Source organism: Cupriavidus sp. JZ107 (assembly GCF_053903255.1).
The window spans coordinates 847,777-864,484 of record NZ_CP096480.1; the positions used below are offsets into that span (position 1 = coordinate 847,777).

General features: G+C 66.6%; 14 protein-coding genes. 10 read left to right on the top strand and 4 right to left on the bottom strand.

Annotated elements, in window-relative coordinates; genetic code table 11:
* Window positions 1-4: 4 nt before the first annotated feature.
* Window positions 5-892 carry a LysR family transcriptional regulator gene (locus tag M1D55_RS03630; RefSeq protein ID WP_064575560.1) on the bottom strand — a complete coding sequence of 296 codons (888 nt, stop codon included), beginning with the start codon at window positions 890-892 and terminating at the stop codon, window positions 5-7.
* 130 nt (window positions 893-1,022) lie between these two features.
* On the opposite strand from M1D55_RS03630, the gene M1D55_RS03635 reads away from it, so the two are divergent.
* The 5 genes from M1D55_RS03635 (at window position 1,023) to M1D55_RS03655 (ending at window position 5,758) form a co-directional block, all read left to right on the top strand.
* Window positions 1,023-2,024: an ornithine cyclodeaminase family protein gene (locus M1D55_RS03635; RefSeq protein WP_456281134.1), complete on the top strand. Its 1,002-nt coding sequence runs from the start codon at window positions 1,023-1,025 to the stop codon at window positions 2,022-2,024.
* Entirely contained in the window at window positions 2,021-2,932 is a 912-nt protein-coding gene (locus tag M1D55_RS03640) for a phosphate/phosphite/phosphonate ABC transporter substrate-binding protein (protein WP_456281135.1), read from the top strand. Before M1D55_RS03635 ends, M1D55_RS03640 begins: the two co-directional genes overlap by 4 nt.
* A 23-nt stretch (window positions 2,933-2,955) precedes the next feature.
* Entirely contained in the window at window positions 2,956-3,933 is a 978-nt protein-coding gene (locus M1D55_RS03645) for a Bug family tripartite tricarboxylate transporter substrate binding protein (RefSeq protein ID WP_456281292.1), read from the top strand.
* Between the two features lie 100 nt (window positions 3,934-4,033).
* Window positions 4,034-4,732, top strand: coding sequence for a DUF2239 family protein (locus M1D55_RS03650; protein WP_456281136.1), 699 nt, complete (start codon window positions 4,034-4,036; stop codon window positions 4,730-4,732).
* 342 nt (window positions 4,733-5,074) lie between these two features.
* Window positions 5,075-5,758, top strand: coding sequence for a hypothetical protein (locus tag M1D55_RS03655; protein WP_456281137.1), 684 nt, complete (start codon window positions 5,075-5,077; stop codon window positions 5,756-5,758).
* 30 nt (window positions 5,759-5,788) lie between these two features.
* Here M1D55_RS03655 and M1D55_RS03660 read toward each other — a convergent pair whose 3' ends face one another.
* A complete protein-coding gene (locus tag M1D55_RS03660; RefSeq protein WP_456281138.1) occupies window positions 5,789-7,189 on the bottom strand; it encodes a sigma-54-dependent transcriptional regulator in 1,401 nt (466 codons plus the stop codon).
* A complete protein-coding gene (locus tag M1D55_RS03665) occupies window positions 7,186-9,105 on the bottom strand; it encodes an ATP-binding protein (RefSeq protein ID WP_456281139.1) in 1,920 nt (639 codons plus the stop codon). The genes M1D55_RS03660 and M1D55_RS03665 overlap by 4 nt, the downstream gene beginning before the upstream one ends.
* 333 nt (window positions 9,106-9,438) lie before the next feature.
* On the opposite strand from M1D55_RS03665, the gene M1D55_RS03670 reads away from it, so the two are divergent.
* The 5 genes from M1D55_RS03670 to M1D55_RS03690 all read left to right on the top strand — a co-directional run bounded on the left by M1D55_RS03670 (window position 9,439) and on the right by M1D55_RS03690 (window position 15,578).
* Window positions 9,439-10,788, top strand: coding sequence for a dicarboxylate/amino acid:cation symporter (locus M1D55_RS03670; RefSeq protein WP_456281140.1), 1,350 nt, complete (start codon window positions 9,439-9,441; stop codon window positions 10,786-10,788).
* A gap of 226 nt (window positions 10,789-11,014) precedes the next feature.
* Window positions 11,015-12,208, top strand: coding sequence for a sodium/glutamate symporter (gene gltS / locus M1D55_RS03675; protein ID WP_456281141.1), 1,194 nt, complete (start codon window positions 11,015-11,017; stop codon window positions 12,206-12,208).
* Between the two features lie 2 nt (window positions 12,209-12,210).
* Complete coding sequence (locus tag M1D55_RS03680) at window positions 12,211-13,719, top strand: TAXI family TRAP transporter solute-binding subunit (protein WP_456281142.1); 1,509 nt, start codon at window positions 12,211-12,213, stop codon at window positions 13,717-13,719.
* 252 nt (window positions 13,720-13,971) lie between these two features.
* A complete protein-coding gene (locus tag M1D55_RS03685) occupies window positions 13,972-14,658 on the top strand; it encodes a type IV toxin-antitoxin system AbiEi family antitoxin domain-containing protein (RefSeq protein ID WP_456281143.1) in 687 nt (228 codons plus the stop codon).
* A complete protein-coding gene (locus M1D55_RS03690) occupies window positions 14,655-15,578 on the top strand; it encodes a nucleotidyl transferase AbiEii/AbiGii toxin family protein (RefSeq protein ID WP_456281144.1) in 924 nt (307 codons plus the stop codon). Before M1D55_RS03685 ends, M1D55_RS03690 begins: the two co-directional genes overlap by 4 nt.
* Before the next feature lie 9 nt (window positions 15,579-15,587).
* On the opposite strand, the gene M1D55_RS03695 is transcribed toward M1D55_RS03690, so the two are convergent.
* Entirely contained in the window at window positions 15,588-16,592 is a 1,005-nt protein-coding gene (locus M1D55_RS03695) for a LysR substrate-binding domain-containing protein (RefSeq protein WP_456281145.1), read from the bottom strand.
* Window positions 16,593-16,708: the final 116 nt, after the last annotated feature.

A 16,708-nucleotide genomic window follows, 5' to 3' on the forward strand; every position in this document is an offset into this window, starting at 1 on the left:
ATCTTTATCGCTTCATCATCGCCACCAGCGTGTCGACGAAGTCGAGCGCCAGCCGCGACAGCGGCTCGGTCTCGACATGGAAGATCTGTGCGGACGCGGTGACGCGCGTCCTGACCGGCACCGCGACGATATCGGGCCAGCTCTGGCCGAACACCGTCATCGCATCGACCAGCGCGATGCCGGCCCCGGCCTGCGCCAGCGCACGGGCGACGTGCGCCTGTTCCACCTGCACGCTGAAGTCCGGTTGATCGGCCTCGCCGCCGAACATCTCCCGGATCAGCAGCCCGAACGGGACATCGTCGCCGTAGCCGATCAGCGGCTCGCCGGCCAGATCGGCGGGCCGTACCGCACTGCGGCCGGCGAGGCGATGGCCCTCGGGCACCAGCGCGACGAGCGGATTGCGCGCCAGCACGCGCGCCTCCAGGTTCGGATGCGTCAGCGGCATCGTCGATACGCCGAGCTCGGCCTGCCCCGACAGCAGCGTGCGCAGCATGTTGGCGGGAATCTGCGTGCGCACCACGATGCGGACTTCGGGATGCGCCAGACGGAAGCGCGCAATCGCACGGGGCAGCACCGTCTGCCCCAGATTGGGGCTGCACGACACGCGCAGGCTGCCGGTGCGGTTTGCCGCCAGATCCTCGGCGATCTCGTTGACGCGCTCGATGCCGTCATAGACCGCGTTGACCTCGGCCAGCATGCGGCGCGCTTCCGGCGTCGGATACAGCCGCCCCTTGGTGCGCCGAAACAGCGCGAAGCCCAGGCGCTGCTCGGTATGCGACAGCAGGCGGCTGATCGCCGGCTGCGAGACATACAACAGCTTGGCGGCCGCGCTGATGGAACCTGTCAGCATCACCGCGCGGAACACTTCGATCTGGCGCAGATTGATTTTCATCACATAACACGATGTTAAGCGTCACCGATATATAAGCATATGACAGTCATGGCCGCGCTCCCTACACTGAATTCGACGATTTCACGGTTCCACGACATCACGCGATATCTGACGAACATCAGGAGACGGTATGAGCGACATCCATCTGACTTACCTCAACGGCAAGGACATCGCGCAGCTTGCGATGACCGAGGAAGAGATCCTTGCCGCGGTCGAGCAGGGGCTGGTGGCGCAGGGCAATGGGCAGACCGTGATCGAGCCGCGCATGCATCTGATTCCGGACCCCGCCTTCAACGGACACTTCAACGTGCTGCGCGGTTATGTCGCGCCGCTCGGGCTGGCGGGCGTCAAGATCGTCGGCGACTTCGTCGACAACTACAAGCGGGGCCTGCCATCGGAAATGGCGCTGCTGAACCTGTTCGATCCACGCACCGGCATGCCGGTCGCCGTGATCGACGCAACCTTCATCACCGATGCCCGCACCGGTGCGCTGACCGCGCTCGGCGCGCGGCATCTGGCACGACGCAACAGCAAGGTGCTGGGCCATATCGGTGCGCGCGGCACGTCCTACTGGAATATCCGGCTGCTCGACAGCCTGTTCGACTTCGACGAGATCCGCGTGCACTCGCGCCGCCCCGAAAGCCGCAATGCGTTCGCCGCGAAGCTCGAGCGCGACCTCGGCAAGGCGATCATCGTGACCGAGGACTGGGAGTCGTGCGTGCGCGGCGCCGATATCGTCGTCGAGGCCTCGCGGCTCGAGCGGCCGACGCCGCTGCTAAAGACCGAGTGGATCTCGCGCGGCGCCTTTGTCGTGCCCTACGGCACGATGAGCGCGGTCGAGCTGTCGCTGACCGACATCATGGACAAGCTGGTGGTCGACGACTGGAGCCAATGCAAGGGCGGCATGTTCGGCTCGCTGCGCGCCCATGTCGAGGCCGGCAAGCTGTCGGAGCAGACCCTGCATGCCGAGCTCGGCGAGATTGTCGCGGGCCGCAAGCCGGGGCGGCAGAGCGACGACGAAACCAATCTGTTCTGGCATCGCGGCCTGTCGCTCAGCGATATTGCGCTCGGCCACGCGATCATGCAGAAGGCGCAGCGCATGGGCATCGGCCAAAGGCTGGTCTACGCATGATCGCCAATGCCAGGATGTATTCGGTGTCGCCGCAAGCAGCCAGCGCCTGGCGGACGCTGCTGATGCGCGTGGCGCAGCGCGCCGGCGTGGCACTGGACTATGTCGAGCATGACGCGCCGGCGCCGATCCGCGCGCTGTGGGAGCGCGACGACTGCGCCTGCGTGCTGATGTGCGGCTATCCGTTTGCGGCGTCGCCGGTGCGCTACCGGCTGCTGGCCGCGCCGTTGCCCGATCTGCCGCGCTACGGCGGCATGCCGCGCTATTTCAGCGAATTCATCGTGCGCGCCGATGCGCCCTGCACCTCGCTGGCGCAGACCTTCGGCACGCGCCTTGCGTGCATGCTGCCGGAATCGAATTCGGGGTACAACGCGCCGCGCCGCTATCTGATGGAGTTCGGGCTGGTCGAGGGCGCGTTGTATCTGCCGACCGATGACGCCACGCCGACACCGCAGGACGTGATCGACGCGGTGATCGCGGGTCGCGCCGAGGTCGGCGTGGTCGACAGCTATGTGCTCGACTTGCTGCGGCTGCATGCGCCAGAACGGATCGCCGCCGTGCGCACGCTGGCGGTGACGCAGTCCTCGCCGATTCCGCCGCTGGTCGCTTCTCCCGGCATCGACGAAGACATCGCGGCGCGGCTGCGCGAGGCATTGCTGCACGCGCATCGCGACCCGGAATGCGGCGAGGCGCTTGCCGCGCTGCGGTTGTCGCGCTTTGCGGCAATGGTGCCGGACGACTATCGGCGCCTGGTCCGCTGGGCGCACGAGGCGGATCGCGCGGGGGTGGCGCTGACCGCGGCGACACCGGTTGTGCAGGGTGTCTTGCCGTTTTTGCCGGAGTCCGTGCCGGCGTCATTGTCGGAGCCTTCGCTGGAGTCCTCGCGGCACCCATCCGATCCATTGGCCTGATCCACTCTCGGAGAATCACGATGATGCGTTTGCTTTCCACGATACTGGGCGCGCTGCTCGCGGCAAGCGTGCCGCTTGGCGCGTCGGCGCAGGGCGGCGGGCAGGCCTATCCCGCCAAGCCGGTCCGGCTTGTAGTGCCGTTTGCGGCCGGCGGTCCGGCGGACGTGCTCGGACGTACGGTAGGCGAGGGGCTGTCCAAACGCTGGAGCCAACCGGTCGTCGTCGAGAACAAGGCCGGCGCGGCTGGCACGATCGGCGTCGATCAGGTCGCCAAGGCCGCGCCCGACGGCTATACGCTGGCCGTGGTGCCGGTCGGCAATATCGCCGTCAATCCGTCGCTGATGCCGAACCTGCCGTACAAGGCGGCCGACCTGGTGCCGGTCGCGATGCTGGCCACGGCCGAAAACGTGCTGGTGGTTCACCCCGGCGTCCCGGCGAAGTCGCTTGCCGACCTGCTGAAGCTCGCACGCCAGCAGCCCGGCAAGCTGACCTTCGCCTCGCCGGGCGCGGGCAGCCAGGCGCATCTGGCCGGTGAACTGCTGCAGCTCGACGCCAACGTCAAGCTGATCCACGTGCCCTACAAGGGCGTCAGTCCGGCGATGACCGACCTCGTCGGCGGCCAGGTCACGATGATGTTTGCGCAGATGTCGGCGGCGTTGCCGTATATCCAGGCCGGGCGCCTGCGCGCGCTGGGCGTCGCCAGCGCCAGGCGCTCCGCCGTGCTGCCCGATGTGCCGACTGTCGCCGAACAGGGCTTCCCGCAGTTCGAGGCGGTGTCGTGGTACGCGCTGATGGCCCCGGCCGGCACGCCGCGCGACGTCGTCGAACAACTGAACCGCCAGACCGGCGAGGTGCTGGCGGATCCCGCCTTGAAGAGCAAGCTCGCGACGCTCGGCATGGACGTCGGCGGCGGCACGCCACGGCAGCTGGGAGAGACGATCCAGAAAGAGACGGCGCGTTGGGGAGCGGTGATCAAGCAGCGGGGGATTTCGGTGGAGTGAGTGGACAGCAGGGGCGTGACCGTGTTGCGGAATTTAACCCGGGTAATATTGACATCTTGTTTTACCCGGATAAAATAGCGCCAGTTCACGGAGTTCCAACATGCCAAAACCAGACACCTGCACCGCGTTCATCGGCGAACGCATTCTCGCTTCTGGCGCGCCCGGCGCCGTTGCCCTTGCCGTCAAGCGCGCCCTCGCGCAACGGGGCGACGACGCGTCGGCGCCAGCGGTATTGATCTTCGACGATCGCAGCGGCCGCCAGATCGATTTCGACCTGCGCGGCACGGATCAGGAGATTGTCGCGAGGCTGCAACCGGACGGGCGACAGCCGGCCTCGGAGCAGGCGGAACGCGAAGGGGAAGAGAGCAGGGGCGAACCCCGGACGCCAGGCCGTCCCAGGCTCGGCGTGGTGGCACGCGAGGTAACCCTGCTGCCGCGCCACTGGGAATGGCTTTCCGCACAGCCGGGCGGCGCGTCAGTGACGCTGCGCAAATTGGTTGAGCACGCGCGTGCCCAGGACGGAGGACGGCAGGCGATGCGCGAAGCGCAGCAGGCAGCCGACCGCTTCATGCTTGCGATGCTTGGCAACCAACCCGGCTACGAGGACGCGTCCCGCGCGCTGTACGCCGGTGACGGCGAGCGCTTCGTGATGCTGACCGAATCATGGCCGCGCGATCTGCGGGATCATGTGCGGCGCTTGGCCGAGCCGGCGTTCCCGGGGGAGGCGCCCGGCGGAGAGGGGGCCGAACCGCTGGCCGCGCCGCGCCGTCGCGCTGCCACGCAACGGAAGCAGCCGTAGCGCATCGGATCGTGGTCCGCTGGACCAGAGTTCTTCCGGCGGTTGTGCGGCGTACAAAATGAAGTGGCCCGCGCGAGGCGGGCCACTGACGTACCTAGAGTCATCACCGGCATGGTCATCCGGGAGAGGACAGATTAGGGCTGCCCGGCGATTCTACCCCACCTTTGGCGTATTCGAAACTTCGCGACGAGCTTCGCTCGAAAAAACTCCGAGGCTGGCACACCATAGCGCACCGCACGAAAGCATGGAGGCGTTGTGGATTGGCGAAACTTTGAGCAGGCCTTTTCATCGCCAAGAGTTGGCCGCTACTTGGCGCACTGTCGTGGCGACCGGATCAGGGCGATGGAGGCATACCGCCATAACCTCCTGGTCGCCGGCGCGCTGACTCCGTTCCTGGCCGTCGTAGAGGTGTGTCTTCGCAATGCCGTCAATCGGCAGTTGGTCGAATACTACGGGCGCTTGGACTGGTGGGAGGCATGGAGAGGTGTCCCGTTGTTTGAGAGGCAATTTGCGCAAGTCCAGGCCGCAAAAGCGAAACTCCACTTTCGTAAAGAGCGCGGTACGCCGGACAAGGTCATCGCCGAACTGACCTTTGGTTTCTGGGTGACCTTGTTCAATGCGGAATTCCAGTCGCTGCTGTGGAAACCCTTGAGGAAGGCGTTTCGGCACCTGCCCAAAGTCGAACGTCAACGCCACAACGTGTCCCCGATCTTGAACCGACTACGGGCATTGCGAAATCGCGTCTTCCACCACGAACCAGTGTTGTGGCTCAGCCCCACGGATCTCGGCCAGATCTATCAGGACGGCGTCGCCATGCTCGCGTGGATAGACGACACGGTGCCGCGCTGGTGCAACGGCCATTGTCGACTCCAAGCTGCCTGGTCTGCCTGGATAGCGGCGGACAAGGCGCCGCAGGCTCGACTGCTGGCGGCGCCTCAACGCCGGAACGCCTATGGTGAGAAGTCTGAGCGTCCAACGAGTTCAGCACCTCACCAAGCTGGATCAGACGGTTCCTTCGGCCAATGAAGAGCGCGCGAATAGCCAGCGTCTCCTCGACTACTCCCCCTTCTCCGCCAAATACTCCCGCCGTTCGATCCCATGCCGATGCAGCTTGTCGTAGAACGTCTTGCGGGCGATGCCCAGCGATTCCAGCGTTGACCGTACATTGCCGCCGTTCGCGGCGAGCGTGTCGCGGATCAGCTGGGCTTCGTAGCGGTCCATCCGTTCGGCCAACGTGCCTTCGCCGCTCGTACCGTCTGACGTCGTGCTCGCCGCGACAGGTGCGGCCGGCAGCGTATGCACCCCCAACACGAACCGTTCGGCGAAATGCAGCAGTTCGCGTACGTTGCCCGGCCACGCGTGCGTGTTCAGGTAGCGCCGTACGGCATCGGTGACCGGCGGCGCCTCACGCTGGAAGCGGCGCGCGGCCTGGCCGGTGAAGACCTCGAACAGCAGCGGAATGTCTTCGCGCCGCTCGCGCAGCGGGGGCATATACAGCGTGACGACGTTGAGGCGGTAATACAGGTCCTCGCGGAAATCGCCGCGCTGTGCCGGGTCGCCCAGATCGACCTTGCTGGCCGCGATGACCCGCAGATCGACCGGCCGCATTTCGTTGGTTCCCAGCGGCGCGACGCTGCGCGTCTCCAGCACGCGCAGCAGCTTGAGCTGCACCGACGGCGGCATGCCTTCGATCTCGTCCAGGAACAGCGTGCCGCCATTGGCATGTTCGATGCGGCCGATCCGCTTGCGTTGCGCGCCGGTGAAGGCGCCGGGCTCGTGGCCGAACAGCTCGCTCTCGATCACGCTCTCGGGCAGCGCCGCGCAATTGAGCGCGACCAGTTCGCCGGCGCTGCGACGGCTCCACCGATGCAGCGCGGTCGCAGCCATTTCCTTGCCGCTGCCGGTTTCGCCGACCACCAGCACGTCGACGTCAGCATCGGCGATATGGCGGATGGTCTGGCGCAGCCGCTCCATTGCCGGCGTGACGCCAATCAGCGGCCAGGCGCTTTCGGCCTGCGATGCGGCGTCGTGCAGGCGGCGGTTTTCCAGCACCAGCCGGCGTTGTTCCCAGGCATGACCGACCGCGGTCAGCAGCCGATGGGTGGCGTAAGGCTTCTCCAGAAAATCGTAGGCCCCTCGGCGCATCGCCTCGACCGCCTGCGCGATATCGCCATGTCCGGTGATGAAGATCACCGGCAGGCTTGCGTCGCGCTCCAGCACCCGTTCGAACAGTTGCAGGCCGTCGAGCCCCGGCATCCGCATGTCGGTGACCAGCACCTCCGGATAGCCGTCGCGCAGGCTGTCGAGAAACGATTGCGCGCTGGCGTGCGCGTCGACCCGATAGCCGGCCAGCGTCAGGCTCTCGGCCGCGGCTGCGCGGACATCGTGGTCGTCGTCGACCAGGGCGACCCGGCGCACCGGGCGATGGCTGGCCTGGCCTTCGGTGGTTTGCATCATGGGGATGAATTCAATGTGATGGTGAAGATGGCGCCGCCAGGCCCGCCGCTTTCCGTGCTGCCGGAGCGCGTATCGAGCGTGCCGCCGAAGTCGGCGACGATGTCGCGGCTGATCACCAGCCCCAGCCCCATGCCTTCGCGCTTCGAGGTGGAGAAGGGCGTGAACAGCCGCTCGGCGATGTCGGGCGCGATGCCCGGGCCGTTGTCGGCGATCTCGATGCGGACGCGCGCTTGGTCGGCATGCGTCGCGATATCGATCCGCGCATCGTCGCGGCCGGCGACGGCGTCCAGCGCGTTTTGCAGCAGATTGACCAGCACCTGTTCGAGCCGCAGGCGTTCGGCCTGTACGCGCAGTCCCTTGTCGCCGGAACGCACCAGCGCGACGGGCTGCGTGCGCAGGCGCGGCCCGAGCAACAGCAGCGCGCCGTCGATCGCGTCGTCCACCCGCGTCGGCTCTCGTGCGCCCGAACCCTTGCGGGCAAACGCGCGCAGCTGGCCCGTAATGGCGCCGATGCGTTCGGTCAGGGCACCGATGCGAGCCAGGCTCGCGCGGGCGCCGTCGGGCTCGCCGCGTTCCAGATAGCTGCCGGCGTTGTCGGCATAGCTGCGGATCGCGGCCACCGGCTGGTTGATCTCGTGTGCGACGCCGGCGGCGATCTGGCCGAGGAAGGTCAGCTTGTTGGCCTGCACCAGTTCTTCCTGCGCGGCATGGAGACGCAGCTCGGCCTGCCGGCGCTCCTCCATTTCGGCGCGCAACTGGTCGTTGGCCGCCTGCAATTCCGCGGTGCGCGCCTCCACGCGCGCGGTCAGCTCGGCGCGGATCGCCGCCTGCTGGGCGTTGTGCCGCCGCAGCCGGCGCCGCGCATAGAACGCGGTGGCCATGGCGACATAGGCGAGCAGCAGCACCACCAGCGCCTGGGCCTGCATCCGCGCCGCGATGCCGGTCCGTTCACCGCGGCTGGGTGCCAGCAGGTGGAAGGTCCAATGCGTGGAAGGTACGGGCAGCGCCACGTGCAGATAGCTGTCGCCGGCCGGGTGGCCGGGCACGTCGGCGCGCATTTCTTCGCCGCTGACCGGGGGTTTCCATGCCGGCGCGGCACCGGCCGGGGCGGACAACGGCCGGATCGGCAGCGGGGCGAAGGTTGCATCGCCGAACTGCAGGCTGCGCCGCAACTGCTCGGCCGCCGGCTCGCCCAGCGGCACCAGCGAACGGAAGCGCCAGCCGGGTTCGCTGGTCAGCAGCACCACGCCGTCGCTGTTGGTGACGAAGACCGGCTCGGCCAGATGTGCCCAGTCTTCCTCCAGCCCGGGGAACTCGACCTTGACGACCACCACGCCGACCGGCTGTCCGCCGGCATCGTCCAGCCGGTGCGACAGGTACAGGCCGGGACGGCGGCTGATGGTGCCGAGGGCGAAGTGCTCGGCGGCGCCGCGGGCCATCGCCGCCTGGTAGTACGGGCGGAAGGCGTAGTTCTCGCCGACGAAGCTATCGGGACCACGCCAATTGCTCGAGGCGACCGCCAAGCCGCGACGATCGACCGCGTAGATCACCGAAGCGCCGGTACCGGCGGCCAATGCCTCCAGCTTGCCGTTCAACGCGGCAATGCGTTGCGGGTCGGCCGTTGCCAACGAGGTCTTCAGGTCCGGGTCCTGCGCCAGCACGAAGGGCAGCGCGCGATGCTTGTCGAGATCGCGCCGCAGCGTCGCGACGTTGAACTGGGCGGCCGTCAGCGCACGCTGGGTCACCGTCGCGGCGGCCTCGCGATGCGCCGCCCGTTCGACCAGCCGCAGCACCGCGACGGTCAGCGCCAGCATCACCAGCACCGCCAGCGCGACGCCCGCAGCGCTGCGCGGCGACAGGGACCGGCGTACGGGCGCGTGGTCAGTCGGCAGGGTGGAGGCGGGCGGTTGGGCCATCGGCGAGGGGTGGGTGGAAGCGGTGGACCACTGAACGGGCTAGGGGACGCACTTTGAGTTGCGATCTCGGGCTGTGTACGGCAAAGGTTGTGTGGATTTCCATACAACCGGCCCGAATTCTATGTGGAATTCCACTCAAGCGCCAGCGAGGCGGACGCCGCTTCCAGATTTTTTCTTTAAATATCAACGGATTGCGAAAGACATCCCGGTTGGCACACGCATTGCGATAGCGGCGGGTCCGGCGCCGCATCCGCTCGGCCAGGATATTTCAAGAAACTCGCCGCCGCGTGCCCCTGCATGGCGCCCGGCAGCCCATTGGCAGGGGACACCCGCATGATCGACACCCACACCGCCGCGGCCACGGCCGCGCAGCCTCGTCCGTTCTATCGCCATCTGTACGTGCAGGTGCTGGTCGCCATCGTCGCCGGCATCGCGCTGGGCCACTACTGGCCCGATCTCGGCTCGAGCATGAAGCCGCTCGGCGACGGCTTCATCAAGTTGGTCAAGATGATCATCGCGCCGGTGATCTTCCTGACTGTGGTCACCGGCATCGCCGGCATGTCGGACCTGAAGAAGGTCGGCCGCGTCGCCGGCAAGGCGATGGTCTACTTCCTGACGTTCTCGACCCTGGCGCTGGCGGTCGGCATGGTCGTCGGCAACGTGGTCCAGCCCGGCCACGGCCTGCACATCGACCCGGCCTCGCTCGATTCGAACGCGGTGTCCGGCTATGTCGCCAAGGCGCACGATTCGACGATCACCGGCTTCCTGATGAACATCATCCCGACCACGGTGCTCAGCCCGATGGTCAATGGCGACATCCTGCAGGTGCTGTTCGTCGCGGTGCTGTTCGGCATCTCGCTGGCGCTGGTCGGCGAGCGCGGCAAGCCGGTGGTCGATTTCCTGCAGGCCGTCACGCTGCCGGTGTTCCGCCTGGTGTCGATCCTGATGAAGGTCGCCCCGATCGGCGCGTTCGGCGCGATGTCGTTCACGATCGGCAAGTACGGCATCAAGTCGGTGGCCAACCTGGCGATGCTGGTCGGCACCTTCTACCTGACGTCGCTGCTGTTCGTGCTGATCGTGCTCGGTCTGGTCGCGCGCTATAACGGCTTCTCGATCGTCAAGCTGATCCGCTATATTCGCGAGGAACTGCTGCTGGTGCTGGGCACCAGCTCGTCGGAAGCCGCGCTGCCGACGCTGATGCAGAAGATGGAGCGGGCCGGCTGCGCCAAGTCGGTGGTCGGCCTGGTCGTGCCGACCGGCTATTCGTTCAACCTCGACGGCACCAATATCTACATGACGATGGCGGCGCTGTTCATCGCGCAGGCCTGCGACATCCACCTGTCGTTCGGCGACCAGATCCTGCTGCTGCTGGTCGCGATGCTCAGCTCCAAGGGCGCGGCCGGCGTGACCGGCGCGGGCTTCATCACGCTGGCCGCCACGCTGGCGGTGGTGCCCTCGGTGCCGGTCGCCGGCATGGCGCTGATCCTGGGCGTCGACCGCTTCATGTCGGAGTGCCGCGCGCTGACCAACCTGATCGGCAACGCCACCGCCGCGATCGTGGTCGCGCGCTGGGAGGGCGAACTGGACAAGGAGCAGCTGCGCAAGGCGATGGCTGGCGAAGCCGTCGCGCCTGCCGCGTCGAATACGCCGGGCACGCCCGAGCTGACGCAGTCGGCGGCGTAGCCCTCGCTTGTCATTCCCGCGCATGCGGGAATCCAGCGGCTTTCCAAGTCACTGGGTCCCCGCCTTCGCGGGGACGACGGATTCGCAAGCAAGCTAAGGCCGGACGCGATCGATCGCGTCCGGCATTTTTTTTGCGCATTGCAGTTCGCATTTGTCGCGTCTATGCTGGCATAGATCCATACGCGTCACTTTTCCGCCGGTACCGGCGGGCAAGGATGGGAACTCGATGCAGATTCGCCTCGATCCGGTCGCCTCGGTGCTGATCGCCGTGCTGGTCCTGCTGCTCGGTACGCTGATCAATCGCCGGGTCGCCTTTCTGTCGCGCTACAACATTCCCGACCCGATCACCGGCGGCATCCTGTTTGCCGCCGTCGCGGCGATCGCGGTGGCGCTGTTCGACTTCCGCGTTGTCATCGACGCGGGCATCAAGCCCGTGCTGCTGCTGATGTTCTTCGCCGGCGTCGGCATGGGCGCCGACCTGCGCGCGCTCAAGCAGGGCGGCAAGGCGCTGGTCATCTTCCTGATCGTGCTGTTTCCCTATATCGCCGTACAGAACATCGTCGGCGTCGGCATGGCCAAGGCCATGGACCTGCATCCGATCTTCGGGCTGGTCGGCGGTTCGATCACGCTGGTCGGTGGCCACGGCACCGGCGCCGCCTATGCCGAGCGCTTTGCCGAGATCAACAACCTGCAGTCGGTGATGGAGCTGTCGATGACGGTGGCGACGGTCGGCCTGATCGTCGGCGGCATCATCGCGGGGCCGGTCGCGCAGTACCTGATCTCCCGGTATCGGCTGCGCTCGCAGGGCGAGGACGAAGCCAGCGTCGAAGCCGAAGCGCATGGCTTCGCCATCACGACCGTCGCCGCGATCGGCGCGCTGGGCGGCATCCTGGTGGCGGTGGTGATCGGCCGCTGGCTCGCCGCGCAGTTCTCGGGTCAGGCCATCACCATCCCGGGCTTCCTCTGGTGCATGCTGACGGGCATCGCGATCCGGAACCTGCTGCCCTTGGCAGGCGTGCGCTTCGACGACCGTCCCGCGGAGCTGATTTCCAATGTCAGCCTGTCGCTGTTCCTGGTGATGACGATGATGGCGCTCGACCTGGTCGACGTGGCGCTGTCCGCGGGACCGTTCCTCGCGATCATCGCGATGCAGGTCGTCTTTATCGTGCTGTACGTGGTGCTGGTCTGCTTCCGCTTCATGGGGCGCGACTATGAGGCCGCGGTACTGTCTGCCGCCTTCATCGGCTTCAACATGGGCTCGACCGCGACCGCGATGGCCAATATGCAGGCGATCACCGCCAAGCATGGACCGGCACCGAAAAGCTTCGTGGTGGCGCCGCTGGCCGGCGCATTCTTCGTCGACATCATGAATGCCTTCGTGCTGACGCTGATGCTGGCGATGCCGCTGATGGGAGGCTGATCGTGCGCCGCCTGTTCCCCGCGCTGTTCCCCACGCTGTTTGCCGCGCTGTTTGCCGCGACCGTGGTGTTGCTGCTGGCCGGATGCCAGCGCGGCCCGGATGCCGACGCGTTGCGAAAGGATGTCGCCGCGCGGCTTGGGCAGGCGCTGCCGCCCGGAACAGTGGAACTGGCGGAGCTGCGGCGCCAAGGCTCGCAGACCGATCGGCGCGGTCCGCCGGGCGAGGACCGGCGTGTCGTCTACTTCGACGCCGAGCTGAAGCTGACGCGCGACTTCGACTTCGGCGCATGGGATGCCCCTGGCGTTGCCGGCTTGATCTCCGCACTCGGTGCCGCGCCCAAGGGCGTGCAGGGCATTGCGCTGGGCGGCAACAAGGCCGGCGACATCATTCGCGCGCACGGCGCCGCGGTGTACCGCGAGCAGGATGGCCGCTGGGTACCGGTCGCATCCGGCGGCTACCGTCCGGTCGCCGCGCCCGCCTATGCGGCCAGCGCTCCGCAGGGCGCGGCCGCGATGCTCGAAGCGGTCCGCCGCATCGTCGAATCCGTGCCGGCAGAGTCCTCGCCCGAACAGCACGCGATGATCACGCAGGAACTTGCCGCCGCGCACGCCAGCATTCGCGCCCGGCTCGCGCGCGCCAACCAGGGCTATCCGCTGGCGGGGGGCGCCGAAGGCGGGCAATACCTGCGCTTCGCCCAGGCGCTGGCCGCCAATCCGGGCGCCAGGGTAGTGCCCCTGGTCACGAGGGGCGGCGACGAGAACCTGCGCATGCTGCGCCAGGGCAAGGCCTCGCTGGCGTTGGCGCAAGCCGATGCGGCGCTCGACGCCTACCGCGGCGACGGCGACTTTGCCGCCGACGGACCGTTCACCTCACTGCGCGCGATCGGCAGCCTGTATCCGGAGGCCGTCCATGTTCTCGTTCGCGCCGATGCCGCCGTCAAGACGGTGGCGGATCTGCGCGGCAAGCGCATCGCCATCGGCGAGAAGGGCGGCGCGTCGCAGCGGACTGCCCTGCGCGTCCTCGCGGCGCATGGGCTGCGGCCGGCGGATTTTTCCGGGCGCGAGCTGGGCATCAACGCATCGCTGGTGGCGCTTCGGCAGAACGAGGTCGACGCCGTGATCCAGATCATCGGCGTGCCATCGGAAAGCATCCGCGACGCGCTGGCCGCGATTCCCCTGCGCCTGTTGCCGCTCAGCGAGAAAGGCACCGCCGCGCTCGCCGATTCCGGCCGCGGCTATTTCCGCTATACGGTGCCCGCAGGCACCTATGCGAACCAGTCCGACAGCGTGGCTACCGTGGCCGTCGCCGCGCAATTGCTGGTGGCCGCCGACCTGTCCGACGCCGAGGTTGGCGCGATCGCGCGCAACGTCTATGCTCCCGGCGCCGACTTCACCGCGCGCGGCAGCGCGCAAGGCGCGCAGATCTCGCCGGCCAACGCGACGCAGGGCTTATCGGTGCCCCAGCATCTGGCCGCGGCCCGCGCCATCGAGGCGCTTACCAAGGGCAAGTGAGCTTCGGATCGAAGCCGATAGCCCCCCTTTTCTATCGTGCGCGGTGCGGGTCGTCGGCGCGCACCGTCTCCTGGAAGCCTTGATGACGGGGCGTATTTCTACCCCTGTCGGTATCCACCGTCGTCTTTCGCAATTCGCTACTACGCTCGCCTCTGACCTGACTGCTTGCGGTGACCCGCGATACACAGAAACCTTCACTGTCCGCTGACGTGCCGCCTGTCCCGGCCGAACGCTGCCCTTCGAAGGAAAACCATGCCACTACCACCGCAAAACCTTTACCATATGTCGGCAGTTCTGCCATTTTTGCCGACATTTGATAACAACATGGCATCTCGCCATCTGACCCATCGCGAACGCGCGCTGTGCGTTGCCCGGGATCGCGGCATCGCGCGAGCTCGTGACTTCAAGGCTGCGGGCATCCCGCTCGTTTACCTGAAGCGTCTGACCGACTCTGGCGAGCTCGTCCGTCTGGGTCGCGGCCTTTACCAGGACGCACGGTATGTGGGGGAGAGTGCCGCTCACAATCTGGCGGAAGCCGCCCGTTTGGTGCCGAACGGCGTGATCAGTCTTGTCAGCGCCCTCCGTTACCACGGGCTGACTACCCAGCTGCCCCACGCCGTTTGGATGACCATCCCTCACAAGGCCAGGGCGCCGAAAAGCGAGGGCATCAAACTCGAGCTCGTTCGAGCGACCGGAGAGGTTCTGACCGCAGGGGTCGAATATGTCCGAATAGAAGGCGTGGCCGTGCCGATATACGGCGTCGCCAAGACGATTTCCGACTGTTTCAAGCATCGGCGCCATGTCGGTGAAGACGTTGCTATCGAAGCGCTACGCAATGCGTTGGAGCAACGGAAAACCACGGCGGGAGAGCTGATGAAACATGCGGCTCTGAATCGAGTGGCAGGACGGATGGGGCCCTACATCAAGGCGATGCTATGAGGGACCACACCGCCGGAAGCCTCGCCCGGTCTGTCAGGGCGAGACTGCTGAACCACGCCAGGGAACGTGGCGATGACTATCAGCGCGTGCTGACCCGCTTTGCCATCGAACGCCTTCTCTATCGCCTTGGCCGGACCAAGGCGGCGGAGCGCTACGTTCTCAAGGGCGCCATGCTGTTCCTGACTTGGCCGGAGCACGCATTCCGTCCGTCCGGGGATCTGGATCTGCTCGGCACGGGCGACCCTGACCCGGGCGCCATCATTGATCTTTTCACGGACATTTGCGAAGCCGAGGCGGCCGACGATGGCATCGTTTTCGATGCCGCCACACTGAAAGCCGAACCGGTGCGGGAAGCAAACAGGTACCGGGGCGTTCAGTTGAGTGTGAAAGCAGAGTTAGCCAGGGCGGTGATCCACGTGCAGGTGGACATCGGATTCGGTGACTATGTCTACCCGCCCCCGAAGCGCCAGACCTTCCCGGCCATACTGCCTGATCTTCCGGCACCCAGCATCCTGATGTATCCGCCGGAAACCGTGGTTGCAGAAAAATTCGAGGCGATGATTCGCTTCGGCGAGGCCAATGGGAGGATCAAGGACTTTCACGACATCTGGGTCATGATGCGCACGTTCCCGTTCGAGCTTTCCACACTGATGGAGGCGATCCGCGGAACATTGCGGCGCCGCGAAACTGCGATCCCTACGGAAATGCCAGTCGGCCTGACCGAAGTGTTCGCGAAGATTGCCGAGCAGCGGGGCTTGTGGACCGGATTTCTACGCCGAAGTCCGCCGACGCTTCGCCCGCCACCGTTTGTCGAACTGCTGCAGGAACTGCGCCACTTCTTCGGACCAGTCATCGCTAGGCTCGCGCGACCGGAGGAGGCGACCGGGCGTTGGGATCCGAATCGCGCAGCGTGGCACTGAACACACCGCTCAGCGCGATAGCGTGCGGGACTTTCGCTTGTTTCCGATCCGCCGTGCCGGCTTCTCGCCCGATTCCATCTCCGCCGCCGCCAACCGCAAACAATCCACCAGATGGTCCGCGCTGGCGCCCAGTCCGGCTTCGCGCGAGGCGCGCAGCGTAATGATTCCCACCGGCGGCAATTCGATCGGCACGGTGATCTTCACGATGTCGAGCCTGCCTTCGCTGGCGAACTGCCTTGCCACCGAGCGCGCCAGGAAGCCGACGGCTTCGCGCTGCGCGACGAAGGTCGAGACCGCGAGATAGGACGAGGTTTCGATCCGGTCCGACGGCGGCTCCAGGCCCTGCGCGAGAAACGCCTGCTCCAGCTTGACCCGTAGCGAGGCCCACGGTGGCGGCATCACGCATGGCAGCTGCGCCAGATCCGCCCAGCCAACCTTGCGCTTGCCGGCGAGCGGATGTCCGGGCCGGACGACGGCCACCATTGGTTCGTTGTAAAGCGCCTCGGTTGCAAGGTCCGGCGCCGCATAGCCTGGCTCGAGCCGGCCCACGATCAGGTCGAGCTCGGAAAGGCGCAGCTTCGGCAGCAGGTGCGTCAGATCGCCTTCCTCGATCAGCACGGTGGCCTGCGCGGAGCGCGCCTTCAGCCGGGCGGTGGCGTGTGCCAGCAGCACCGGCAGCGCGGCGCCCATTGCACCGACGCGCACGCGGCCGGCCGCGCCCGTGTCGACAGCCTCGATCTCCTCGCGCGTGCGGTCGTATTGGGCCAGCACGCGGCGCGAGAAGCGGATCAGCGCTTCGCCGGCCGCGGTCGGTTCGGTGCCGCGGGTCGAGCGGGAGAACAGCACCAGGCCGAGCATCTTCTCGACTTCGGTCAGCGTCTTGGACACCGCGGGCTGGCTGATCGACAGGAATTCGGCGGTCTTGCCGAGATGGCGGAACTCGTCGAGCGCCACCAGCAACTGCAGATGGCGTAGCTTGATATTGGAGCGCAGCGCGCGGTCGATATGAGGCATGGCGCGCAGTCTACCTCGCGGCCTACTTAACGGGAAGGTTATGAAGCAATGACGATATTGGATTGGATCGTTATGTCATGACCGGACACAATGCCGCCCATGGCGTTGCCTCGATG